The following is a 23,207-nucleotide window of genomic DNA, read 5'->3' on the forward strand; positions in this document are numbered from 1 at the left end:
AGCACAGGCGCTAAGTTCGTGCTCTGACCCCGAAAAACAGGATTTTCTCACAGGCACACGATGCTTTCATTCGCGTTTTCGGTTTTGTTCGTCATTTTTTTCATGCTGACCCTGGTGTTGCGGTATTGGCTGGCCAGCCGGCACGTCCGCCACGTCCTGCGTCACCGTGATCGGGTGCCGGCCGAATTTGCCGACCGCATCTCCCTGCACGCCCACCGCAAGGCCGCCGACTACACGGTCGCCAAGACCCGCTTCGGCCTGATCCACGCGGTCTGGAGCGGCCTGGTGCTGATCGGCTTCACCTTGCTGGGCGGGCTGCAAGCGCTGTCGACCGCGCTGCTGCACCTGCTGGGCGCGGGCATGGCGCACCAGATCGGCCTGGTCGTCGCCTACGCCGCCATCGCCGGCCTGCTCGACCTGCCCTTCACCTACTGGTTCCAGTTCGTGCTGGAGCAGCGCTTCGGCTTCAACAAGATGACGCTCAAGCTGTGGCTGGCGGACATGGTCAAGAGCACGCTGGTCGGCGCCGTGATCGGCCTGCCGCTGCTGTGGGTGGTGCTGTTCCTGATGGAGCGCACCGGCCCCCTGTGGTGGTTGTATGCCTGGCTGGTGTTCAGCGGCTTCCAGTTGCTGATGATGGTGATCTACCCGACCGTCATCGCGCCGCTCTTCAACAAGTTCACGCCGCTTGCCGACGACAGCCTGAAAAGCCGCATCGAAGGCCTGATGGCGCGCGTCGGCTTCGCCTCGAAAGGCCTGTTCGTGATGGACGGCAGCAAGCGCTCGGCGCACGGCAACGCCTACTTCTCCGGCTTCGGCGCCAACAAGCGCATCGTCTTCTTCGACACCCTGCTGGAACGCCTCGCGCCCGCCGAGATCGAAGCCGTGCTGGCCCACGAACTGGGCCACTTCAAACTCAAGCACATCATCAAGCGCATCGTGGTCGCGTTCGCGCTGTCGCTGGTCTTCCTGGCCCTGCTGGGCTGGCTGAAGACCCAGGTATGGTTCTACACCGGCCTGGGTGTCATTCCGCTGCTGGGCCAGAACAACGATGCGATGGCGCTGCTGCTGTTCATGCTGGTGCTGCCGGTATTCACCTTCCCGTTTGCGCCGCTGACCTCGATCACCTCGCGCAAGCACGAGTTCGAAGCCGATGCCTTCGCCGCCAGCCACAGCGATGCGCGCGACCTGGTCTCGGCCCTGGTCAAGATGTACGAGGACAATGCCTCGACCCTGACGCCGGACCCGCTGCACTCGGCCTTCTACGATTCGCATCCGCCGGCCTCGATCCGCATCCGGCACCTGGCTGAAGCGGGTGCGCTCTCCGGCACGGCCGGCATGGAGCCCGCATGAACAAGGCGCTGCCCCTGAACCAAGGCCACTGCATCCACGGCGCCGCGGCGCTGGACGATGCCGCCGCTGCCAGTTTGCTGGCGCAAGTGCCCGACTGGCATGTCGACGGCCACCGCCTGGTGCGCGAGTTCCTGTTCCGCGACTACCACGAGACCATCGAGTTCGTGAACGCGCTGGCCTTCATGGTGCATCGCGAAGACCACCATCCGGACCTGCAGGTGGGCTACCGCCGCTGCACGGTTTCCTGGACCACGCACTCCGCCGGCCACCGCCTCAGCGAAAACGACTTCATCTGCGCTGCGAAAGCCGACGCGCTGTACGCCGGACGGGCCGGCGCATGAGCAAGGGCATGAACAAAAACGAGGCCCTGACCGGCACCATCGTCGCGGCGCACGGCCGCCACTACCTGGCCGAGGTCGATGGAGAATTCCTGCAGTGCGTCACGCGCGGCAAGAAGACCAACGTCGCGGTCGGCGACATCGTGCATCTGAAGCGCACCTCGAACGACCAGGCGGTGATCGAGAAGATCGCCGAGCGCACCACCCTGCTCTACCGCTCCGACCAGTACAAGTCGAAGCTGCTGGCGGCGAACATCACGCGCCTCTTCATCGTCGTCGCCACCGAGCCGAGCTTCGCCGACGACCTGGTCTCGCGCGCCCTGGTGGCCTGCGAGGCGGCCGGCGTCGAGGCCCACCTCATCCTCAACAAGGTCGACGTCGAAGAGCTGCTGCCGCGCGCCCGCGAGCGCGCCGCGCTGTACGCCAATCTCGGCTACCCGCTGCACGAAGTCTCGGCCAAGGCCGATCCGGAAGGCACCGTGGCGACCTTGATGCCGCTGCTGCTGGGGGAGTCCTCGATCTTCATCGGCCAGTCCGGCATGGGCAAGTCCTCGATGATCAACCTGCTGGTGCCGGATGCGGACATCGCGGTGGGCGAGATCTCCGAAGCCCTGGACACCGGCAAGCACACGACGACGTTTACCCGGCTGTACCGCCTGCCCGGCGACAGCGGCGGCAACATCATCGACTCGCCCGGCTTCCAGGAATTCGGCCTGTATCACCTGACGGAAGGCATGCTGGAACGCGCCTTCGTCGAGTTCAAGCCCTTCCTGGGCGGTTGCAAATACTACAATTGCCGCCACCTGGCAGAGCCGCAATGCGCCATCCTCGGGGCGGTCGCGGAGGGCAAGATCGCGCCGATCCGCCACGCGCTGTATGCGCAATTACTACATGAGTCTGAACAGACCTTGTATTGATGGCATATAATTCAGAAGATCCCCGTATTCCCGACCTAACATGGCTGTCCAGACTCCCATCAAGCACTTCCTGCAATTCTCCGACTTCACCCGCGACGAGTTCGAGTACGTGATCGAGCGCGCGGCCGTCATCAAGCGCAAGTTCAAGGCCTACGAGGTCTACCACCCGCTGGTCGACCGCACCCTGGTGATGGTGTTCGAAAAGAGCTCGACCCGTACCCGCCTGAGCTTCGAAGCCGGCATGCACCAGCTGGGCGGCGCCGCGATCTACCTGAACACCCGCGACAGCCAGCTGGGCCGCGGCGAGCCGGTGGAAGACGCCGGCCAGGTCATGAGCCGCATGTGCGACATCATCATGGTGCGCACCTTCGGCCAGGACATCATCGAGCGCTTCGCCGCGAATTCGCGCGTGCCGGTGATCAACGGCCTGACCAACGAGCACCACCCCTGCCAGGTGCTGGCCGACGTGTTCACCTTCTTCGAGCACCGCGGTTCGATCACCGGCAAGACTGTGGCCTGGATCGGCGACGCCAACAACATGCTGTACTCGTGGCTGCAGGCGGCCGAGGTATTCGGCTTCCACCTGAACGTGTCGACCCCGAAGGGCTACGACATCGATCCGGCTCTCGTCAAGACGAAGAACTACACCTTCTTCGAGAACCCATCGGATGCCTGCCAGGGCGCGCACCTGGTCAACACCGACGTGTGGACGAGCATGGGCTACGAAAAGGAAAACGCCGAACGCCTGAAAGCCTTCGACGGCTTCATGGTGGACGGCGCCAAGATGGCGCGTGCCGCACCCGACGCGCTGTTCATGCACTGCCTGCCCGCCCACCGCGGGGAGGAAGTGGCGGCCGAAGTCATCGACGGCCCGCAATCGGTGGTGTGGGACGAAGCCGAGAACCGGCTGCACGTGCAGAAGGCGCTGATCGAGTACCTGCTGCTGGGCCGTATCGAGGACAAGTGATCCATCCACCAAGCTGATTTTTTACCGCAACGAAGTCTGATCGTCGGCGCGGGCCTGGTGCCCGAGCCGGCTGACCACAACATCCCTCCACGCCTCACATCACTGGAACTCCCATGAGCGACATTAAAAAAGTAGTCCTCGCCTACTCCGGCGGCCTCGATACCTCGGTCATCCTGAAATGGCTGCAGGATCACTACAACTGCGAAATCGTTACCTTCACCGCCGACCTGGGACAAGGTGAAGAGCTGGAACCGGCGCGCGCCAAGGCCATCAAGTTCGGCATCAAGCCGGAAAACATCTACATCGACGACGTGCGCGAAGAATTCGTGCGCGACTTCGTGTTCCCGATGTTCCGCGCGAACACCGTCTACGAAGGCGAATACCTGCTGGGCACCTCGATCGCGCGTCCGCTGATCGCGAAGCGCCTGATCGAGATCGCCAACGAAACCGGCGCCGACGCCATTTCGCACGGCGCCACCGGCAAGGGCAACGACCAGGTGCGCTTCGAGCTGGGCGCCTATTCGCTGAAGCCGGACGTCAAGATCATCGCCCCGTGGCGCGAATGGGACCTGCTGTCGCGCGAGAAGCTGCTGAAGTACGCGGAAGACGCCGGCATCGAGATCGACATGAAGCACAAGAACGGCGGCGCGCCCTACTCGATGGACGCCAACCTGCTGCACATCTCCTTCGAAGGCCGCCACCTGGAAAACCCGAGCGCGGAAGCCGAGGAATCGATGTGGCGCTGGACCGTGTCGCCGGAAGCGGCCCCCGACCAGCCGGAATACCTGGACATCGAATACGAGCGCGGCGACATCGTCGGCCTGAACGGCGTCAAGATGACTCCGGCGCAGGTGCTGACCGAGCTGAATCGCCTGGGCGGCAAGCACGGCATCGGCCGGCTCGACCTGGTTGAAAATCGCTACGTCGGCATGAAGTCGCGCGGCTGCTACGAAACCCCGGGCGGCGCCATCATGCTGAAAGCCCACCGCGCGATCGAATCGATCACCCTGGACCGCGAAGTGGCGCACCTGAAGGACGACCTGATGCCGCGCTACGCTTCGCTGATCTATAACGGCTACTGGTGGGCCCCGGAGCGCGTCGCGCTGCAGACCCTGATCGACCACACCCAGCAAAGCGTGAACGGCTGGGTCCGCGTCAAGCTCTACAAGGGCAACGTGATCGTCGTGTCGCGCGACTCGAAGACCGATTCGCTGTTCGACATGAACATCGCGACCTTCGACGAAGACGGCGGCGCCTACAACCAGGCGGATGCCGGTGGCTTCATCAAGCTGAACGCGCTGCGCATGCGGATCGCGGCCAAGGCGCGCGCCAAGCGCGGTCAGTAGTCCCCCGCCACCGTCGTCCCCGCGCAGGCGGGGATCCAAGTTCTGCGTGAGCAGTCGAAATGCAAGCAAACTTGGGTCCCCGCCTTCGCGGGACGACGGGCACTCGTCAGAAGTGGTAGTTGGCCGTCACACTCCCCCAACGCGGCGCCCCCGGCGTATACCGGTACCCGCTCTTGTTAATCGCCGCCACATAGCGCTTGTCGAACAGGTTGACCACGTTCACGCGTAACTCGATCCCGCGCTTGATCGCATACGACGCCATCGCATCCGCCACCCAGTAATCGTCGGTATAGGCCGGCGTGCCGACCGCGCCGTCGGTGCCGCGCAGCAGGCGGCCGGAATAGCGGACGCCGCCGCCGATCTTGAAGCCGGACGGGAAGCTGTAGGTGGTCCAGCTGGTGAAGGACGACTTCGGCGTATAGCTCAGGGCATTGCTGCCGATCGCCGTGACCAGCTTGCCGGATTCGACGCTGGTGTTGCGTTAACAAACCAAGATTCCACGAAGCGTTCCAGGACGCGGCGCGCGCGCTACCATTTGTGTTCAACCTCCGGCCGACATGAGCGATACGAGCGACACCCCTGCCTGGCCTGCATGGCCGGCTCCAACGCAAGGGAGCCGCGCTGCGCGGCCCTGCGCCAGTCCGGCGACGGCTCGTTTGCCTGCGGCGTCTACGAACAGCCCGATCCCTGCCGCGAGGTGCAGATCGGTGACGACAAGTGCCTGCAGGCGCGGCGCCGGCATGGTTTGCCGGCCTTGCCCTCGGACGCCGGTTTGTTGCGCTAGCGCACTTTTGTTTCCACCTGAGCTCGGCTAAATGTTACATTTGAGGCTGGGCCTTATTTTCTTGGAGATTCCGGCGTTCGCGACTTCGGGGTCAGAGCCCAACCGAGAGAACCGGGCTCTGCCCCCTACGGACCTCTAACCCCTGCGGATATGTTGCGAAACCTGAGCATCAAGAAAAAACTGACGATCGGCTTCGGCGCCATCGTCGCGATCATCCTGTTCCTGCTGATCCTGGCCTATAACAATTTCGCGCGGCTGTCCGAGGCGAATGCGTGGGACCGCCATACCCTCGAGGTGCTGCTGGAGACCAACCACATCGCGACCTCGGTGCTGCAGGTGCAGAGCGCGACCCGCGGCTATCTCCTGACCGGCAACGACAACCTGGTCGCGCCGATCCGCAGCGAGTACGAACGCGCCCGCAGCCACGTGCGCCGCGCGCTGGCGCTGACCGCCGACAATCCGGCCCAGAAAGAGCGCCTGCACCAGCTCGATCCCGTGCTGGTCGCCTGGATGGACAAGGCGATCGCGCCGCAGATCGAGTTGCGCCGCCGCGCCGCCGGCAACCCGGCGGCGGTCCAGGCGCAGACGGAAGCCGCGGTGCTGGCCGGGACCGCCAGCGTGGCCGGCATGCGCGAGATCCTTGACGATATCGCCGCCGAAGAGAACCGCCTGCTGGAGCAGCGCAGGGAAGACACGAGCGCGCTGCGCCAGTCGATGCGCGCGCTGCTGAGCGTGGGCGCGCTGATCTGCGTGCTGCTGGCGATCCTGATCGGCACCGTGCTGGTACGCGCCGTCTCGCGTCCGCTGGCGGCCCTGGCCGATGCCGCCCGCAGGCTGGGCGACGGTGTCCGCGGCGCGCGCGCCGAGGTGCTCTCGGGCGACGAACTGGGCCAGGTGGCCCTCGAATTCAACCGCATGGCCCAGTCCATCGAAGACAGCCACGCCAAGGAACTGGCCGACGGCCGCGAACTGCGCGCCAAGGTCGACGCCCTGCTCGGCGTGGTCTCGAAGGCCGCACGCGGCGACTTGACCGGCAACGTGGAGATCCGCGGCGAGGATGCCATCGGCCGCCTCGGCGAAGGCCTGGCGACCATGCTCGGCAACCTGCGCAGCCTGCTGACCAATGTGCAGCACGCCGGCATCCAGGTGGCCAGCTCGGCGACCCAGATCGCCGCTTCCGCTCGCCAGCAGGAAGCGACCGGCATCGAGCAGGCCCAGACCAGCGTCGAGGTGCTGGCCACCACCAAGGAAATGTCGGCCAACACCTCCCAGCTGCTGCGCACGATGGAGGAAGCGACCCAGGTGGCCGACTACACCACCAACGCCACCGCCGACGCCCAGGACAAGCTGAAGCACATGGACCACACCATGCAGCAGATGGTCAATGCCACCGATTCGATCGGCGCCAAGCTGGCCGCGCTGTCCGAGAAAGCCAGCAACATCAACAGCGTGCTGACCACCATCACCAAGGTGGCCGACCAGACCAATATCCTGTCGCTGAATGCCGCGATCGAGGCCGAGAAGGCCGGCGAGGCAGGCCGCGGCTTTTCGGTGGTGGCCACCGAGATCCGGCGCCTGGCCGACCAGACCTCGGTCTCGACCTGGGACATCGAGCAGATGCTGAAGGAGATGCAGTCGGCGGTGTCGGCCAGCGTGATGGGCATGGACAAGTTTGCCGAAGAGATCCGCCGCAACGTCGGCGAGGCGCGCCACGTGGCCGAACAGCTGTCCGGCATGATGGACCAGGTGCGCAAGCTGTCGCCGCGCTTCGACCTGGTGCTGCAGGGGATGCAGTCGCAGGCCGTCGGCGCCTCGCAGATCTCGGGCACCATGATGCAGCTGTCCGACGCCAGCCAGCAGACCGTCGAGTCGCTGAAGGCCACCAGCGAGGCCGTGCACCGGCTGCAGTACGCCGCCGGCGACCTGCAGCAGTCGGTCGCCACCTTCTCCGTGAATGACTGAGACCCGCGCATGAAGGTGCTGGCGTTTCACATCGGGCGCGAACGCTATGCCCTGCCCCTCACCGCCGTGCTGCGGGTGCTGCCGGTGGCGCGCCTGAAGGCGCTGCCGGGGGCGCCGCACTACGTGCCGGGCCTGCTGGACCTGCACGGCGAAGTCATCCCCGTGATCGACCTGTCGCGCCTGGCCGGCACGCCGCCCGATGCGGTGCGCTACGACACCCGCATCCTGCTGGTCGAGGTGGCGGCGGCCGGACGGCTGCGGCGCCTGGGCCTGAAGGCCGAGCGCGTGACCGGGGTGGCGGACATCGGCGCCGAACTGGGCGACGGCGGTGTGCTGGCCGCCCCCTGGCTCGGCGGGCTTGCGGCCGGCGGTACCGAACTATCCGGTCGCGTCGCCGGCATGCTGCAGCTGATCGATCCGGAGCGCCTGCTGGCGCCCGAGGTCGAAGCCCTGCTGTTCGGCGAGGCCTGCGCATGAATCTCGGCCAGCTGCTGAAGGACAGCACCGGCCTGGTGCTGCCGCCGGACGCCGTCGAACGCGCCGTACGCGAGCGCATGCTGCGCCTCGGCCTGGACGCGCGCCAGGACTATGCGCCGCTGCCCGGCACGCCGGAATTCGAAGCCCTGGTCGACCACGTGATCGTGCCCGAATCCTGGATGTTCCGCGATCCGGACGTGTTCGACACCGCGCTGCGCTTCGTCCGCCGCCGCCTGCTGAGCCATCCGGGCCGGCAGCTGCGCCTGCTGTCGATTCCCTGCGCCGGCGGCGAGGAGCCGTATTCGATGGCGATGACGCTGGCATCGAACGGCATCGCGCCCGCGCAGTGCCGGATCGACGCGGTCGACCTGTCGCGCGCATCGCTCGATCGCGCGCGCCTGGGCCGCTACACGCGCAACGCCTTCCGCAGCGCCGACCTGGCCTTCCGCGACCGCTGGTTCCGCCAGGACGGCGACGACTACCTGATCGACGATGCGCTGCGCCGCTACGTCCGTTTCAGCCAGGGCAACCTGCTGCGCCCGGCCACCCTGCCCGACGGCGGCGCACGCTACGACCTGGTGTTCTGCCGTAACCTGCTGATCTATTTCGACGATGGCGGCCGCGCCGCCGCGGCCGCCGTCATCGAGGCGCTGCTGGCCGACGACGGCCTGCTGCTGTCCGGCTTTGCCGAGGCCCCGGCCTTCTGCCGCCGGGGATTTTCTCCGCAATCGCTGCGCCATCCCTATGCCCTGCACAAGGAGAGCATGGCGACGGTACGGCGGCGCCCGCGTCCCGCCACGCCGATGCCGCCTGCGCCTGCGCCGGCGCGGCAGACCACGGCGCCGGTGAGCCCGCCGGCGGCGACCTCCCTGGCGGCGCTGCTGGCCGAGGCCCGGCGCCTGGCCGACGCCGGCCGCCTGCCGGACGCGGAGCGGGCCTGCCAGGAAGTCCTTGCCCTGCAGCCCGAGCTGGCCGAAGCCTGGTTCCTGCTCGGCCTGACCAGCGAATGCGCCGGCCAGCCGCGCGCGGCCGAACGCCACTGGCGCCGCTGCCTCTTCCTGCAGCCCGAGCACTACGAGGCGCTGTGCAGCCTGGCCCTGCTGATCGAGCAGCGCGGCGATGCGGATGACGCCGCACTGCTGCGCCGGCGCGCCGCCCGCGTGCATGCGCGCCGGCGCGACCCGGGGGCACGGCGATGACGCAGCTGCCCATGCCCGGCGAGTCGTCCGCCGACTGCTGGCGCCGCATCGGCGTGTCCGGCGACCGCAGCTGCGCGGAGCTGGAGCGCCACGTCCACTGCCGCAATTGCCCGGTCTACGCGGAGGCGGCCCAGCGCAAGCTCCAGCGCGCGGTCGAACCGGATTACCGCGAGGCCTGGGCGCGCGAACTGGCCCGGCCCGAACCGGCGCCCGCCGCCACCGATGCCGCCGCGATGGTGTTCCGCATCGGCGCCGAATGGCTGGCGGTGCCGATGGCGGTGACCGCCACGGTGGCGCCGCCGGCGCCCGTGCACCGCCTGCCGCACCGCTCCGGCGGCGCCCTGCTCGGCGTGGTCAACGTCGGCGGACGGGTACTGCCGGCGGTGTCGCTGGCGGCCCTGCTCGACATCGACACCGCCGGGGTGCCGGCCCCGGCCGGCCGCCACAGTTTCGAGCGCCTGCTGGTGCTGGGCTTGCGCGGCCAGCGCGTCGCGGTGCCGGTCGCGGAGATGCACGGCATCCTGCGCCACGCATCCGCGGCCCTGCGCGCGCCGGCCGCCACCCTCGGCCACCTGCCGGCGGCGCTGGTCGCCGGCGTGATCGCCGACGGCGCCATCGAGGCCGGCCTGCTGGACGCCGCCATGCTGGAACGTGAAGTATTGGGGACGCTGCGATGAGCATCGACCAGGGATTCGGCGACGACCTGAGCGGCTTTTCGATGCTCGAGCTGTTCCGCATGGAGGCCCAGGCCCAGGCGCGTGTACTCACCGACGGCCTGCTGCGCAGCGAGCGCGGCCAGGACCCCGCCACGCTGGAAGCGATGATGCGCGCCGCGCATTCGACCAAGGGTGCCGCCGCCATCGTCGGCATGGAGCCGATGGTGAAGCTGGCGCATGCGATGGAAGACGTGTTCATCGCCGCCCAGCAGGGCCGGCTGGCCCTCGATGCGGCCGGCGTCGACGTGCTGCTGGAGGCGGTCGACCTGATGCGCCATCTGGCGGCGCTGTCCGAGGCCGAACTGATCGACGCCGGCCCGCATGGCGGCCGGGTCGAGGCGGCACTTGCCGCACTCGACGCACTGCAGGCCGGCGCCCGGGAGGCACCCGCGCTCATGCCGCTGGCGCCGGTCGCCGCGCAGGTACCCGCCGCTGTGCCCGCCGCAGTTCCCACCGCTTCCGCTCCGGCACCGGCGCCATTGCCCGCCGCCGCGCCGCCCCTCGACCCCGGCAACGAACTCCTGACCCTGGCCGGCCAGGCGCGCCTGCACGCCGGCCAGCTGCGTCCCTGGATCGATGCCCTGCAGCACCACAAGCGCCAGCAGCACGGCATGTTCGCCGCCCTCGAACAGCTGCGCGAAGCGATCGTGGCCGGCGGCGACCCGTGCCTGCTGGAACTCGCGCGCGTGGTCGACGAGCGCGCCCGTCCGCTGCGCGACAGCCTGCAGCGCAGCATCCTCGATGCCGAGCACTACGAGCGGCAGGCGACCGGCGTCGCCACCCGCCTGGTCGACGAAGTGCTCGAACTGCATATGTGCCGCTTCGGCGACGGCCTGCACGGCCTGCCGCGCATGGTGCGCGACCTCGCGCGCAGCCTGGGCAAGGACGTGCGCCTGGACGTCACCGGCGCCGACACCCTGGTCGACCGCGCCGTGCTGGTGCGCCTCGAAGCGCCGCTGGGCCAGCTGCTGCGCAATGCGGTCGACCACGGCATGGAGCCGCCTGCCGAACGCGCGGCCGCCGGCAAGCCCGCCACCGGCACCATCCGGCTTGACGCGCGCCACCGCGGCGGCATGCTGTCGATCGAGGTGAGCGACGACGGCCGCGGCGTCGATCCCGAACGGATCCGCCGCGCCGCCGTCGCCCGCCGGCTGGCCGCTCCCGGATTCGCCCAGGCGCTGTCGACGCCGGAGCTGATGGAATTCCTGTTCCTGCCCGGCTTTTCGCTGAAGGAGGACGCCAACGAGATCTCCGGCCGCGGAGTCGGCCTGGACGTGGTGCACGAAGCGGTGCAGGCGCAGAACGGCACGGTGCGGGTGGAGTCCACGCTTGGCCGCGGCTTCCGCACCGCCATCGTGCTGCCGGTCACCCAGTCGATCGTGCGCGCGCTGGTGGTGGACGTGCTGGGCGAGCCCTATGCGCTGCCGATCGCGCGCGCCGAACGCGTGCTGCGGGTGCCGGCCGGCGCGGTGCAGACCCTGGCCGGCCGGCAGTACCTGGAGGTCGAGGGCGTCCACCTGGGCCTGGTGGCGGCCGGCCGCGTGCTCGAGCTGGGCGACGCCACGCCCGGCGCCGAGCTGGCGGTGGTGGTCATCGGCGGCGCGCGCGAGCGCTACGGCCTGGTGGTGGACGAAGTGCGCGGCGAGCAGAGCCTGACGGTGCAGCCGCTCGAGCCGGTGTTCGGCAAGCTGCGCGACGTCGCCTCCTGCGCCCTGCTCGACGACGGCGCCCCGGTGCTGATCCTCGACGTGCCCGACATGCTGCTGTCGATCGCGCGCCTGCTGGAGACCGGCGAATCGCTGCAGCCGGTGCCGGCCGGCGCCGGCGCGCGCCAGGATGGACGCCAGGCCRCGCGCCGCATCCTGGTGGTCGACGATTCGCTCACCGTGCGCGAGATGCAGCGCAAGCTGCTGGCGGCGCGCGGCTACCGGGTCGACGTCGCCCTCGACGGCGTCGACGGCTGGAACAGCGTGCGCGCCGGCGCCTACGACCTCGTGATCACCGACATCGACATGCCACGCATGGACGGCATCAGGCTGCTCGAACGGATCCGCCAGGACCCTCGCCTGCAGCGGCTGCCGGTGATGATCGTGTCCTACAAGGACCGCCCGGAAGACCGCGCGCGCGGACTCGAAGCCGGCGCCGATTACTACCTGGCCAAGGGCGCCTTCCACGACGCCACCCTACTCGACGCCGTTCGCGATTTGATCGGCGGGCCCTTGCCGGGAGAAGGGTCATGAGGATCGGCATCGCCAACGACGTGCCGATTGCGGCCGAGGCGCTGCGCCGGGTACTGGCCGCCAGCGGCGAGCACCAGGTGGCCTGGATCGCGCGCACCGGCGTCGACGCCGTGCGCCTGTGCGCCGACCTGCGGCCCGACCTGGTGCTGATGGACCTCGAGATGCCGCTGCTCGACGGCGTCGAGGCGACCCGCCGCATCATGGCGAATGCGCCCTGCGCGATCCTGGTCGTCACCGCGCGGCCGCAGGACAATGTCGGCCAGGTGTTCCGCGCCCTCGGCGCCGGCGCCCTCGACGTGGTCGCGACCCCGGTGCTGCTCGGCCAGCCGGGCGGCGAGGCGGAGCTGCTGGCCAAGATCCGCACCATCGGCAAACTGGTCGCCGGCCGCCCCGCCCCGGTGCCGGCCGGGGTGCCGCACGTGGCGCGCCTGGTGGCGATCGGCGCCTCGACCGGCGGACCGGCTGCGCTGGCGCGCCTGTTCTCGCTCTGGCAGCCGCCGCCCGACACCGCGGCGGTGGTGGTCCAGCACATCGACAGCAGCTTCGCCGCCCAGCTGGTGCGATGGCTGGGCGAGCAAAGCCCCGCGAAGATCGCGGCGATCGCCGACGGCGACCACCTCGAAGGCGGCATGGTGCAGGTGGCGACCACCGCCGACCACCTGCGCCTGGCACCCGGCAATCGCCTGCGCTATGACGCCGAGCCGCGCGACGAGATCCACCGCCCCTCGATCGACATCTTCTTCCATTCGGTGGCGCGGCACTGGGGACGCACGGCGGCCGGGATCCTGCTGACCGGCATGGGCCGCGACGGCGCCGCCGGCCTGTTCGCGATGCGCGCGGCCGGCCACACGACCATCGCCCAGGACGAAGCCAGCAGCGCGGTGTACGGCATGCCGCGCGCCGCCGCCGAGATGAACGCTGCCCAGAAAATTTTGCCGTTAGACAATATTTCAAAGTGGTTATCGGATAGAATTGTCGGCGCGTAATGACGCACGCATTTCCATCAATTCAAATTCAGCCGATGTCCGCAGTCAGTCCCATCCACACCGAGCCAGACCCCGCCAGCTACCAGATACGCGTGCTGCTGGTCGACGACCAGCTCATCATCGTCGAAGCCGTGCGGCGCATGCTCGCCGCCCATCCCGACATCGCCTTCCATTACGTCACCGACGCCCAGGCCGCGCACGCGGCCGCGCTGGCCCTGCGGCCGACCGTGATCCTGCAGGACCTGGTGATGCCGGGCGCCGACGGCTTCCAGCTGCTTGCCGGCTACCGCGCCGACGCATCCCTGCGCGAGGTGCCGGTGGCGGTGCTGTCGGCCAAGGAAGAAGCCAGGCTGAAAGCGCATGGCTTCGCGGTCGGCGCCAGCGACTACCTGGTCAAGCTGCCCGATGAGCTGGAACTGGTGGCGCGCATCCGTCACCACTCGCGCGGCTACATCAGCCTGCTGCAGCGCGACGCCGCCTACCGCTCGCTGCGCGCCAGCCAGGAAGAGCTGACGCACGCCAACTTCGAACTGCGCAAGCTGGCCGCGCTGGACGGCCTGACCGGCATCGCCAACCGCCGCCGCTTCGACGAAGCGATCGACACCGAATGGCAGCGCGCGCGCCGCCGGCAGGCGCCGCTCGCGCTGCTGATGTGCGACGTCGACCACTTCAAGCACTACAACGACAGCCTCGGCCATCCGGCCGGCGACCTGTGCCTGAAGAAGACGGCCGCCGTGCTGACCGGGCAATTGAAGCGTCCGGCCGACCTGGTGGCGCGCTACGGCGGCGAGGAATTCGCGATCCTGCTGCCGGAAACCGGCCTGGACGGCGCCCTCAAGCTGGCCGAGGACTGCCGCCGCCACCTCGAACAGCTGGCCCAGCCGCATCCGGCCGCGCCCTGCGGGACGGTCACCATGTCGATCGGGGTGGCCAGCGCCTTGCCGAGCGAAGGCGGCAGCATCGAGGCACTGATCGCCGCCGCCGACGGCGCGCTGTACGAGGCCAAGCGGGCCGGGCGCAACCAGGTGGCGGCCGCCGGCTGAGCGAGGCGCGCGGCGCTTGGGCCGGCCCTTTGCTACCATCGCCCGGTGACCATCCGTGGAGCGACGCCATGCAGGACCTGAACAGCTTTCCGGTGACGCGCAAGTGGCCGGCGCAGCATCCGGACCGGCTGCAGCTGTATTCGATGCCGACGCCGAACGGCGTCAAGGCCGCCATCATGCTCGAGGAAACCGGCCTGCCCTACGAGGTGCACCGGGTGGCCTTCGAAAAACAGGAACAGACCTCGCCCGAATACCTGGCCCTGAACCCGAACAACAAGATCCCGGCGATCATCGACCCGAACGGCCCCGGCGGCCGGCCGCTGCCTTTATGGGAGTCGGGCGCCATCCTCCTCTACCTCGCGGACAAGAGCGGCCAGCTGATTCCGCTGGACGCCGCCGGCCGTTACGAAACCATCCAGTGGGTGATGTTCCAGAACGGCGGCATCGGGCCGATGTTCGGGCAACTGGGCTTCTTCCTGAAATTCGCCGGCAAGGACTGGGAAGACAAGCGTCCGCGCGACCGCTTCGTGGATGAGGCGAAGCGTCTGCTGGGCGTGCTCGACAAACGGCTCGACGGGCGCGACTGGATCATGGGCGAGCACTATACGATCGCCGACATCATGAGTTTTCCCTGGGTGAACGCCTTGCATTCCCTCGATGGCGCCGGCGAGCTGCTCGGCTTCGGCACCTTTCGCCACGTCGGCCGCGTGCTGCAGGCCTTCCTGCGGCGCCCGGCGGTGGTCAAAGGACTCAAGATACCGGCGGCGCCCCCGGCCTGACAAACTCAGATCATCACCGGTTCCGGCTCCAGCAGCACCCCGAAGCGCTCCTGCACGTCCGCCTGGATCGCCCGCGCCAGCGCCAGCACTTCCTCGCCGCTGGCGCCGCCATTGTTGACCAGCACCAGCGCCTGCTTCGGATAGACGCCGGCGCGGCCCAGCGATCTGCCCTTCCAGCCGCATTGGTCGATCAGCCAGCCGGCCGCCAGCTTTTCCGTACCGTCGGCCTGCAGGTGGTGGACCAGGTTCGGCCACTGTTCCAGCAGGCGGGCGCAATGCTCGCCCGGCACCACCGGGTTCTTGAAGAAGCTGCCGGCATTGCCGATCTCCGCCGGGTCGGGCAGCTTGCGGCGGCGGATCGCGATCACGGCCTCGGCCACCTGGCGCGGGCTCGGGCCGGTCACGCCGTCGAGTTCGCGGGCCAGTTCGGCATAGCGCAGGTTCGGCGCCCAGGCTTTCGGCAGCGCGAAAGTCACGTCCAGCACCGCCAGGCTGCGGCCGTCCTCGTGCTTGAACACGCTGTCGCGGTAGGCGAAGCGGCAGGCCGCGGCATCCATCGTGCGCGTGCTGCCGGTCGCAAAATCGAAGGCGGTGAGCGAATGGAAAACGTCCTTGACCTCGGCTCCATAGGCGCCGATGTTCTGGATCGGCGAGGCGCCCACCGTGCCCGGGATCAGCGACATGTTCTCCAGGCCGCCCAGTCCCTGCTCCAGGGTCCATTGCACGAACCCATGCCAGTTCTCGCCGGCGCGGGCGCGCACCAGGACGGCGTCCGGCGTTTCGCCGACGATTTCCTTGCCCATCAGGGCCATGTGCAGCACCAGTTGCTCGATTTCGGCGCGGGTGATCAGCAGGTTGCTGCCGCCGCCCAGGACCAGGCGCGGCAAGGCGGCGAGTTCGGGGTCGGCGGCGAGCGCCGCCAGCTGGGAGGGGTCGATCACGCGCAGGTAGCGCCTGGCGCGAGCACCGATGCCGAAGGTGTTGAAGTGCTGGAGGGAGATGTCGTGTTCGATGGGCAATGCTTGCATGGCTGGGTCCGGAGTTGGCCCGCTGATTATAGTGGGAAACAGGCGCCCCGATGCCAACGGTCCGTTACAATATCGGCATTCGTCACCCAATAAAAAAAGGAACACACAATGCCATCGTTTGATGTGGTCTGCGAAGCAGACATGGTTGAAGTCAAGAACGCCGTCGAAAACTCGAGCAAGGAAATCGAGACGCGCTTCGACTTCAAGGGCACCTCGGCCAAGGTCGAGCAGAAAGACAAGGAAATCACCCTGTTCGGCGATTCCGACTTCCAGATCTCCCAGGTCAAGGACGTCCTGCTGAACAAGATGACCAAGCGCAAGGTCGACGTCCGATTCCTGGACGAAGGCAAGATCGAAAAGATCGGCGGCGACAAGGTCAAGCAGGTGCTGAAGGTGCGCAACGGCATCGAGTCCGAGGACGCCAAGAAGATCACCAAGCTGATCAAGGAAAGCAAGATGAAGGTCCAGGCCTCGATCCAGGGCGAATCCGTGCGCATCACCGGCAAGGATCGCGATACCCTGCAGGAAGCGATCGCCATGCTGCGCAAGGATGTGACCGACCTGCCGCTGGCCTTCAACAACTTCCGCGACTGACCCGGAAGACCGGGCCGTTACCGCACGACCGTGCGCTAAATGGCCCTCTGTAAAGCCCATCTCCTGCGGTAAAATGGCGGGCGATTAGTCTATGGTTGTTAAGGAATGCAATGAAACGTGTAGATGATTTCCGCCTGCGTTTGGGCAACAAGGAATACGTGCCCATCATGATCGGCGGAATGGGAGTCGATATCTCGACTTCCGAACTGGCGCTGGAGGCAGCGCGCCTCGGCGGCATTGGCCATATTTCCGACGCGATGGTCCCGGACGTTTCGGACCGCAAGTTCGATACGAGCTTCGTCAAGGAAAAGACCAAGCTCTACAAGTTCAACATCAACAACATGGACAAATCGGTGGTCCAGTTCGACCTGGACCGCCTGGCCGAGGCAACCCGTCTGCACGTGGGCGCAACCATGGACGCGAAGAAAGGCGATGGCCTGATCTTCGTGAACTGCATGGAAAAGCTGACCATGAACGCGCCGAAGGAAACCCTGCGCACCCGCCTCTCGGCGGCGCTCGACGCGGGCATCGACGGCATCACCATGTCGGCCGGCCTGCACCTCGGTTCGTTCGAACTGATCAAGGACCATCCGCGCTTCCGCGACGCCAAGCTGGGCATCATCGTCTCGTCCGTGCGTGCGCTGCAACTGTTCCTGCGTAAGGTTTCGCGCCTCGACCGCCTGCCGGACTACGTGATCGTCGAAGGCCCGCTGGCCGGTGGCCACCTCGGCTTCGGCATCGACGACTGGCAGCAGTACGACCTGCACACCATCATGGACGAGATCCATGCCTTCATGCGCGCCGAACAGTTGAACATTCCGCTGATCGCCGCGGGCGGCATCTTCACCGGCAGCGATGCCGTGGGCTTCCTGGAAAAAGGCGCCGGCGGCGTGCAGGTGGCGACCCGCTTCACCGTCACCCACGAATGCGGCCTGCCCATTGATGTCAAGCAGGAATACTTCCGCGCCAGCGAAGAAGACATCATCGTCAACGGCGTCTCGCCGACCGGCTATCCGATGCGGATGCTGAAGCAGACCCCGGCGATCGGCTCCGGCATCCGCCCGGGTTGCGAGTCCTACGGCTACCTGCTGGACGCGACCGGCAACTGCGCCTACATCAACTCGTACAACCGCGAGGTGCAGGCGAATCCGGACTCGAAGAACATCCGCGTGTTCGACAAGACCTGCCTGTGCACCCACATGCGCAACTTCAACTGCTGGACTTGCGGCTCGACCACCTACCGCCTGAAGGACACCACCCACAAGCTGGGCGACGGTCACTACCAGATCCTGTCGGCCGAGCACGTGTTCAAGGATTACCAGTTCAGCGTCGACAACCAGGTCGCCCTGCCGGTGCGTGCCGAAGCCGCCGCCTGATATTCTGGGCGGAACGGTTCCCCGGCACGGCTGTCCAACGGCGGTTGGCCTTGCATGGGGAGCCGCATGTTCGATACCGATCCGCCCGCCCACGCCGTCTTGCTGACGGACGACGCGGGCAGCATCATCACCTGGAACCGGGGTTGCGAGACCCTGTTCGGCATGCCGGCCGCGAGCGTACTCGGCCGTCCCATCACCAGCCTGTTCGTCGCCAGCGCGCGTGACGCCTGGACCGCCGGCTGGGCCGCCCTGGCCCAGCGTCCCGAAGGCGCCCAGCTGAATGCCGACCTGCGCTGCAGCGACAGCCGCATCTTCGCCGCCACCCTGGCGCTGGCCCCGCAAATCGACGCCGCCGGCCGGCCGCTCGGCTGTGCGGTCGCCGTCACCACCGAGGTCGAACGCGACGCGCCGGAGTCAGAACACGTCGCACGCACGCCGCTGTCGGCCGTGGTCGACCTGTTTCCCGGCACCTTCTATGCCCTCAACCGCGACGGCCGTTTCGTGCTCTGGAACCACAACCTGGAACGCCTGAGCGGCATGGCGCCGGAAGAACTGGCGGCCGCGCGCGCTTCCGACCTGCTCGACCTGCCGCAGCGCCCCCTCCTCACGGACGCCCTGCGCCGCGTGCTGGACGAAGGCGCCGAGATGAAACTCGAAGTCGACTACGTTGCCAAGAACGGCAAGGACATCCCGGTGCTGCTGTGCGGCACGCGGGTGCTCTGCAACGGCGGCGAGTACGTGTTCGGGGTCGRCATCGACATCGGCGAGCGGCGCCAGCGCGAGGAAAGGCTGCGCCTGCGCGAACGCGCGCTGCACGCGGCCAGCAACGGCATCGTGATCGCCCGCAGCGACGGTCCCGACAACCCGATCGAGTATGTCAATCCGGCCTTCGAGCGCATCAGCGGCTATAGCGCGGAGGAATCGCTCGGGCGCGATCCGCGCTTCATGGCCGCGCCCGGCATGGATGCGGGCGAACGGACCGAAGTGCGCGAGGCGATTGCGGCCTGCCGCCCGGTCAACGTGGTGCTGCGCAACCTGCGCAAGAACGGCGAGCTGTTCTGGAACGACCTGAGCATCACCCCGGTCCACGACGAGCATGGCACCGTGACCCATTTCATCGGCGTCATCAACGACGTCACCGCGGCCATGCAGCGCACCGCCCACCTCGAGCACGAGGTCAACCACGACCCGCTGACCGGGCTGGCCAACCGCAACCTGCTGTGGGACCGGCTGGACCAGGCGGTGCACGTGGCACAGCGCCAGAAGTCGCTGGTGGCGACCGTGCTGATCGACCTGAACAACTTCAAGACCATCAACGACACCCTCGGCCACGAAGCCGGCGACGTGGTGCTGAAGGTGGTGGCGCGGCGCCTGCAGGCCTCGGTGCGCGACAGCGACACGGTGGCGCGCATGTCGGGCGACGAATTCGTGCTGGTGCTGGCCAACCAGCCCTCGCTGCGCTTCACCCTGCGGATGGTCGAACGGCTGCGCCAGAGCTTCGCGATCCCGGTGTCCTTCAACGGCCGCGAGATCCCGGTCGGCGCCAGCGTCGGCGTGGCCCTCTATCCGCACGACGGCACCACCGCGACCGAGCTGGTGCGCGCGGCCGACGTCGCCATGTACCACGGCAAGGGCAACGGCCACAACGACGTGCACTTCTACTCCGCCGATATGCGCTCGAGCAACGAYGCCAAGCGCAAGATCGAGGAAGGCCTGCACCACGCCCTCGACAAGGACGAGCTGTTCCTGCTCTACCAGCCGCGCGTCTCGCTGCGCACCGGCCAGGTGATGGGCTTCGAGGCCCTGCTGCGCTGGAATCATCCGGACCATGGCGTGCTGCCGCCGGGACGCTTCCTGACCGAGGCCGAGGAGATCGGCGTCATCGTCCCGATCGGCCGGCGCGTGCTGGACCAGGCCTGCGCCTTCGCCGCCCAGCTGCGCCAGACCGGCGTGCGCAAGGTGCCGGTCACCGTCAACGTGTCCTACCGCGAGTACAGCCAGGGCGACTTCGTGGAGTGCCTGTGCGCCCTTCTCGCGCGCCACGACCTGCCGCCCGACAGCCTGCAGCTCGACCTGCCGATCGACGGCCTGCTGCGCAATCCCGGCCTCGGGCGCGAGCTGTCACGCCAGCTGCGCGCGCTCGGCGTGGTCGTGTCGGTGGACGGCTTCGGCGCCGGCCTGTGCGACCTCGGCTACCTGCAGCAGCTCGAAGCCAGCCAGGTCAAGCTCTCGCGCACCACGGTGCACGGCATCGCCGAAGGCACCGGCGCGCTGGTGAAGAGCCTGATCGACATCGGGCACAACCTGAACATGGAAGTCGTGGGCGAGGCCGTGGAGACGCGGCCGCAGGCGGAATTCCTGAAGTCGCACGGCTGCGACGAGTTCCAGGGGCGGCTGTTCAGTGAGCCGCTGGGGGCGGAGGCGGCGCAGGAGATGTTGCGAAGTTACCAGCCGGCGTAAGCTCGTTCACGCAGCATCCGCTCGTCGTGCCGGGCATTGCCCCCCGCCCCCCGCGAAGGCGGGGACCCAAGTTCTGCAAGAGCTGTCGTAACGCGGGCAAACCTGGATTCCTCGTTCGACACCTGGGCAAGTTCCGCATTCTCGTGCCCGCCTCCGCCGTATTCCAGCATCCGCATGCCGATATTCGTTTTCGAGCTGCGGTTCAGGGTCGAATTGCACCCGATCTGCAGTCCACTCCCCTGTTCCTGCAGGCTGTCGCACGGGGCTGGCATTGGCGGCGGCAAGGAATTAATTTGCAACATCCCAACACTGATGCTGGGGCAAAAGCAGTTACACTCGCCAATTACCGTTAATCAAGAAGAGCTCCATGCAGACCCGGCGTTCGACCCAGCAGTATTTCTCCAATACCCTATCGTGGCTGTATCACGCATTCGATTCGGTCGCCACCTGGGTCACGCAGTTGTCGTGGTGGAAATTCTTCCTGTTCGCCGCGCTGATGCTGGTTGCCGGACAAATCCTGCAGGACGAGCTGTTCTCCGGCGGCGAGGAAGAAAACGTGCGCGCCGAGCGCAACGCGCGCAAGGCCGAACCCGCCATTACGATCGACGACAGCGGCATCCACATCAATCCTCGCACCAAGCGCAAGGGCAACGAGGAAACGCCGGACAAAGCCACCGAGCAGGCCGACAGGATTGCCGAAAACGCCCTCAAGCATGCGGAAGAAGCCAGCAAGGCCGCCGCGGAGGCGGACAAGGCTGCGGCTGCGGCGGACAAGGCCGGCGAAGCCGTCCCACCGACGCCGCCCCAGCCGCCGTCGCCGGCCGGCCGAGGCAAGGGCGACAGCCGCTCGAYCACAAAGCTGATCCGTGGTGCGAACGGCGAGGAAGTCCATATCGACCTGCCGCCGCAGATCGGCGAAGAGCTGTCCAACGCGATCGAGGCGGCCGTCGACGACGCCGCCGAAGCCAAGGCCAGGAGCTACCACAAGCAGGCCTCGACCTGGTTCACCAGCTTCGTCTGGCTGCTGGTGATGGCCCTGTTCGGCACCAAGGCCCTGATGGGCGGCAAGAAGCGCGCCGAGGCAGAAATGCAGAGCGCCACCGCGGTCGCCGAACGCGAATCGATGCAGCGCCAGCTGTCGGAAGCCCGGATGGCGGCCATGCAGGCCCAGGTCGAGCCGCACTTCCTGTTCAACACCCTGGCCTCGGTCGAGCACCTGATCGAGACCGATCCGCCGCGCGCCTCGGCCATGCAGCGCACCCTGATCCAGTACCTGCGCGCCGTGATCCCGCAGATGCGCGACGCCAACCTGACCACCAGCCTCGGCCGCGAGGTCGACATGGTCACCTCCTACCTCGACCTGCTCAAGATGCGCATGGAAGAAAGGCTGACGGTCGACCTGCAGGTGCCGGAGGGCCTGCGCAGCGCGGCCTTCCCGCCGATGATGCTGCAGTCGATGGTCGAGAACGCGATCAAGCACGGCCTGGAGTGCAAGCCCGAGGGCGGCCACCTGGCGGTGACGGCGGAAATCGTCGACAGCAAGCTGCGCGTGACGGTGGCCGACGACGGCGTCGGCTTCGGCGTGGTGCCGAGCAAGGGCACCGGGCTGGGTCTGTCGAACATCCGCGAGCGCCTCAAGCTGCTGCACGGCGAGGCCGGCCAGCTGCACATCGCCGCCAACATCCCGAGCGGGGTGATCGCCACCATCGAGGTGCCCTACCAGCTGGCATCAAAATGATTGCCTGCTACCCGATTTCGTTGAATAATCGTCACTCTGCCTTTACTTCTTTTTGCCATGCCTACAGCAATCATTGCCGATGACGAAAGACTGATGCGCGACCTCCTCCGTACCCGCCTGTCCCAGGTGTGGCCGGAACTGGAGATCGTCGGCGAGGCCAAGAACGGCGACGAAGCCGTTCAGCTCGTGTCCGCGCTCAAGCCGGACCTGACCTTCCTCGACATCCGCATGCCCGGCAAGTCGGGCATGGAAGCGGCTCGCGACATCGGCGACGCCAGCCAGATCGTGTTCGTCACCGCCTACGACCAGTACGCGGTCGAGGCCTTCGAGCGCGGCGCCGTCGACTACGTGCTGAAACCGCCCGAGCCGGAGCGCCTGAAGATCACGGCCGAACGCCTGAAGGAGCGCCTGTCGGCGCCCGCCAGCACCGGCGCCGCCGCCAGTGCCAACGTCAGCGATACCGTCACCGCCATGCTGTCGCAGCTGGCCGAGAAGATCGCCGCGCCGAAGCCGAAATACCTGCAATGGATCCAGGCCAGCATCGGCCAGGACCTGCGCATGATTCCGGTCGAGGAGATCCTGTTCTTCCGCTCCGACGAAAAATACACCTGCGTGCAGACCGAGAAGTTCGAGGCCCTGATCCGCAAGCCCGTGCGCGACCTCGCCGATGAACTGGACCCGTCCCTGTTCTGGCAGATCCACCGCGCGACCCTGGTGAACGTCAACGCGATCGAAGGCGTGACCCGCGACATCCGCGGCCGCCACCTGGTGCTGATCAAGGGCCGCCCCGACAAGCTCGAGGTCAGCCGCAGCTTCCTGCATCTGTTCAAGCAGATGTAAATCAAGCCGTACTCAAGCGCCGCCGCGTAAGGTAGATGCCGGGCCCGCATTTGCGGGCCGCTTT

General features: G+C 67.4%; 21 protein-coding genes and 1 pseudogene. 19 read left to right on the plus strand and 3 right to left on the minus strand.

What is annotated here, in order from left to right:
• Nucleotides 1-60 precede the first annotated feature (60 nt).
• The 5 genes from AC1DIX_RS10570 (at nucleotide 61) to AC1DIX_RS10590 (ending at nucleotide 4,921) form a co-directional block, all read left to right on the plus strand.
• Complete coding sequence (locus AC1DIX_RS10570; RefSeq protein ID WP_477324138.1) at nucleotides 61-1,353, plus strand: M48 family metallopeptidase; 1,293 nt, start codon at nucleotides 61-63, stop codon at nucleotides 1,351-1,353.
• Entirely contained in the window at nucleotides 1,350-1,694 is a 345-nt protein-coding gene (locus tag AC1DIX_RS10575; RefSeq protein ID WP_442121652.1) for a 4a-hydroxytetrahydrobiopterin dehydratase, read from the plus strand. The genes AC1DIX_RS10570 and AC1DIX_RS10575 overlap by 4 nt, the downstream gene beginning before the upstream one ends.
• An 8-nt stretch (nucleotides 1,695-1,702) precedes the next feature.
• On the plus strand, nucleotides 1,703-2,608 hold the full coding sequence (rsgA, locus tag AC1DIX_RS10580) for a ribosome small subunit-dependent GTPase A (protein ID WP_477324140.1): 906 nt from the start codon (nucleotides 1,703-1,705) through the stop codon (nucleotides 2,606-2,608).
• A gap of 40 nt (nucleotides 2,609-2,648) precedes the next feature.
• Nucleotides 2,649-3,575, plus strand: coding sequence for an ornithine carbamoyltransferase (argF, locus tag AC1DIX_RS10585; RefSeq protein WP_477252498.1), 927 nt, complete (start codon nucleotides 2,649-2,651; stop codon nucleotides 3,573-3,575).
• 113 nt (nucleotides 3,576-3,688) lie between these two features.
• Nucleotides 3,689-4,921 (plus strand): argininosuccinate synthase, encoded by a 1,233-nt coding sequence (locus AC1DIX_RS10590; RefSeq protein ID WP_477324142.1) that lies wholly within the window; start codon nucleotides 3,689-3,691, stop codon nucleotides 4,919-4,921.
• A gap of 106 nt (nucleotides 4,922-5,027) precedes the next feature.
• Here the strand turns inward: AC1DIX_RS10590 and AC1DIX_RS10595 are convergent, their stop codons facing one another.
• A complete protein-coding gene (locus AC1DIX_RS10595; RefSeq protein WP_477324324.1) occupies nucleotides 5,028-5,375 on the minus strand; it encodes a TonB-dependent receptor domain-containing protein in 348 nt (115 codons plus the stop codon).
• A gap of 138 nt (nucleotides 5,376-5,513) precedes the next feature.
• Here AC1DIX_RS10595 and AC1DIX_RS10600 point away from each other — a divergent pair, with 138 nt between their 5' ends.
• From AC1DIX_RS10600 to AC1DIX_RS10640, 9 genes are all read left to right on the plus strand, one after another.
• Complete coding sequence (locus AC1DIX_RS10600) at nucleotides 5,514-5,705, plus strand: hypothetical protein (RefSeq protein ID WP_477324144.1); 192 nt, start codon at nucleotides 5,514-5,516, stop codon at nucleotides 5,703-5,705.
• Between the two features lie 150 nt (nucleotides 5,706-5,855).
• Nucleotides 5,856-7,667, plus strand: coding sequence for a methyl-accepting chemotaxis protein (locus AC1DIX_RS10605; RefSeq protein ID WP_442121658.1), 1,812 nt, complete (start codon nucleotides 5,856-5,858; stop codon nucleotides 7,665-7,667).
• Between the two features lie 9 nt (nucleotides 7,668-7,676).
• Nucleotides 7,677-8,144 carry a chemotaxis protein CheW gene (locus AC1DIX_RS10610; protein ID WP_477324146.1) on the plus strand — a complete coding sequence of 156 codons (468 nt, stop codon included), beginning with the start codon at nucleotides 7,677-7,679 and terminating at the stop codon, nucleotides 8,142-8,144.
• Nucleotides 8,141-9,343: a CheR family methyltransferase gene (locus AC1DIX_RS10615; RefSeq protein WP_477324148.1), complete on the plus strand. Its 1,203-nt coding sequence runs from the start codon at nucleotides 8,141-8,143 to the stop codon at nucleotides 9,341-9,343. Before AC1DIX_RS10610 ends, AC1DIX_RS10615 begins: the two co-directional genes overlap by 4 nt.
• Nucleotides 9,340-10,020, plus strand: coding sequence for a chemotaxis protein CheW (locus tag AC1DIX_RS10620; RefSeq protein WP_477324150.1), 681 nt, complete (start codon nucleotides 9,340-9,342; stop codon nucleotides 10,018-10,020). Before AC1DIX_RS10615 ends, AC1DIX_RS10620 begins: the two co-directional genes overlap by 4 nt.
• A complete protein-coding gene (locus tag AC1DIX_RS10625; RefSeq protein WP_477324152.1) occupies nucleotides 10,017-12,299 on the plus strand; it encodes a hybrid sensor histidine kinase/response regulator in 2,283 nt (760 codons plus the stop codon). The genes AC1DIX_RS10620 and AC1DIX_RS10625 overlap by 4 nt, the downstream gene beginning before the upstream one ends.
• Nucleotides 12,296-13,285: a chemotaxis-specific protein-glutamate methyltransferase CheB gene (cheB, locus tag AC1DIX_RS10630; RefSeq protein ID WP_477324154.1), complete on the plus strand. Its 990-nt coding sequence runs from the start codon at nucleotides 12,296-12,298 to the stop codon at nucleotides 13,283-13,285. The genes AC1DIX_RS10625 and cheB overlap by 4 nt, the downstream gene beginning before the upstream one ends.
• Before the next feature lie 35 nt (nucleotides 13,286-13,320).
• Nucleotides 13,321-14,328, plus strand: coding sequence for a diguanylate cyclase (locus tag AC1DIX_RS10635; RefSeq protein ID WP_477324156.1), 1,008 nt, complete (start codon nucleotides 13,321-13,323; stop codon nucleotides 14,326-14,328).
• 68 nt (nucleotides 14,329-14,396) lie between these two features.
• Nucleotides 14,397-15,107: a glutathione S-transferase family protein gene (locus AC1DIX_RS10640; protein WP_477324158.1), complete on the plus strand. Its 711-nt coding sequence runs from the start codon at nucleotides 14,397-14,399 to the stop codon at nucleotides 15,105-15,107.
• Between the two features lie 5 nt (nucleotides 15,108-15,112).
• Here the strand turns inward: AC1DIX_RS10640 and murB are convergent, their stop codons facing one another.
• Entirely contained in the window at nucleotides 15,113-16,135 is a 1,023-nt protein-coding gene (gene murB, locus AC1DIX_RS10645; RefSeq protein WP_477324160.1) for a UDP-N-acetylmuramate dehydrogenase, read from the minus strand.
• 108 nt (nucleotides 16,136-16,243) lie between these two features.
• Between murB and AC1DIX_RS10650 the strand changes: the two genes are divergently transcribed.
• The 3 genes from AC1DIX_RS10650 (at nucleotide 16,244) to AC1DIX_RS10660 (ending at nucleotide 20,565) form a co-directional block, all read left to right on the plus strand.
• Complete coding sequence (locus AC1DIX_RS10650; RefSeq protein ID WP_442121667.1) at nucleotides 16,244-16,729, plus strand: YajQ family cyclic di-GMP-binding protein; 486 nt, start codon at nucleotides 16,244-16,246, stop codon at nucleotides 16,727-16,729.
• Between the two features lie 110 nt (nucleotides 16,730-16,839).
• Nucleotides 16,840-18,105 (plus strand): nitronate monooxygenase, encoded by a 1,266-nt coding sequence (locus tag AC1DIX_RS10655; protein WP_442121668.1) that lies wholly within the window; start codon nucleotides 16,840-16,842, stop codon nucleotides 18,103-18,105.
• 66 nt (nucleotides 18,106-18,171) lie between these two features.
• Nucleotides 18,172-20,565 (plus strand): sensor domain-containing protein, encoded by a 2,394-nt coding sequence (locus AC1DIX_RS10660; protein ID WP_477324162.1) that lies wholly within the window; start codon nucleotides 18,172-18,174, stop codon nucleotides 20,563-20,565.
• Between the two features lie 104 nt (nucleotides 20,566-20,669).
• On the opposite strand, the pseudogene AC1DIX_RS10665 reads toward AC1DIX_RS10660, so the two are convergent.
• Nucleotides 20,670-20,777, minus strand: a pseudogene (locus AC1DIX_RS10665) (exopolyphosphatase); the annotation flags it as partial.
• Nucleotides 20,778-20,932: 155 nt separating this feature from the next.
• Here AC1DIX_RS10665 and AC1DIX_RS10670 point away from each other — a divergent pair.
• Nucleotides 20,933-22,303, plus strand: coding sequence for a sensor histidine kinase (locus tag AC1DIX_RS10670; RefSeq protein ID WP_477324164.1), 1,371 nt, complete (start codon nucleotides 20,933-20,935; stop codon nucleotides 22,301-22,303).
• Between the two features lie 57 nt (nucleotides 22,304-22,360).
• On the plus strand, nucleotides 22,361-23,143 hold the full coding sequence (locus AC1DIX_RS10675) for a LytR/AlgR family response regulator transcription factor (RefSeq protein ID WP_442121671.1): 783 nt from the start codon (nucleotides 22,361-22,363) through the stop codon (nucleotides 23,141-23,143).
• Nucleotides 23,144-23,207: the final 64 nt, after the last annotated feature.

It is taken from the genome of Massilia sp. 05N420 (genome assembly GCF_056397205.1).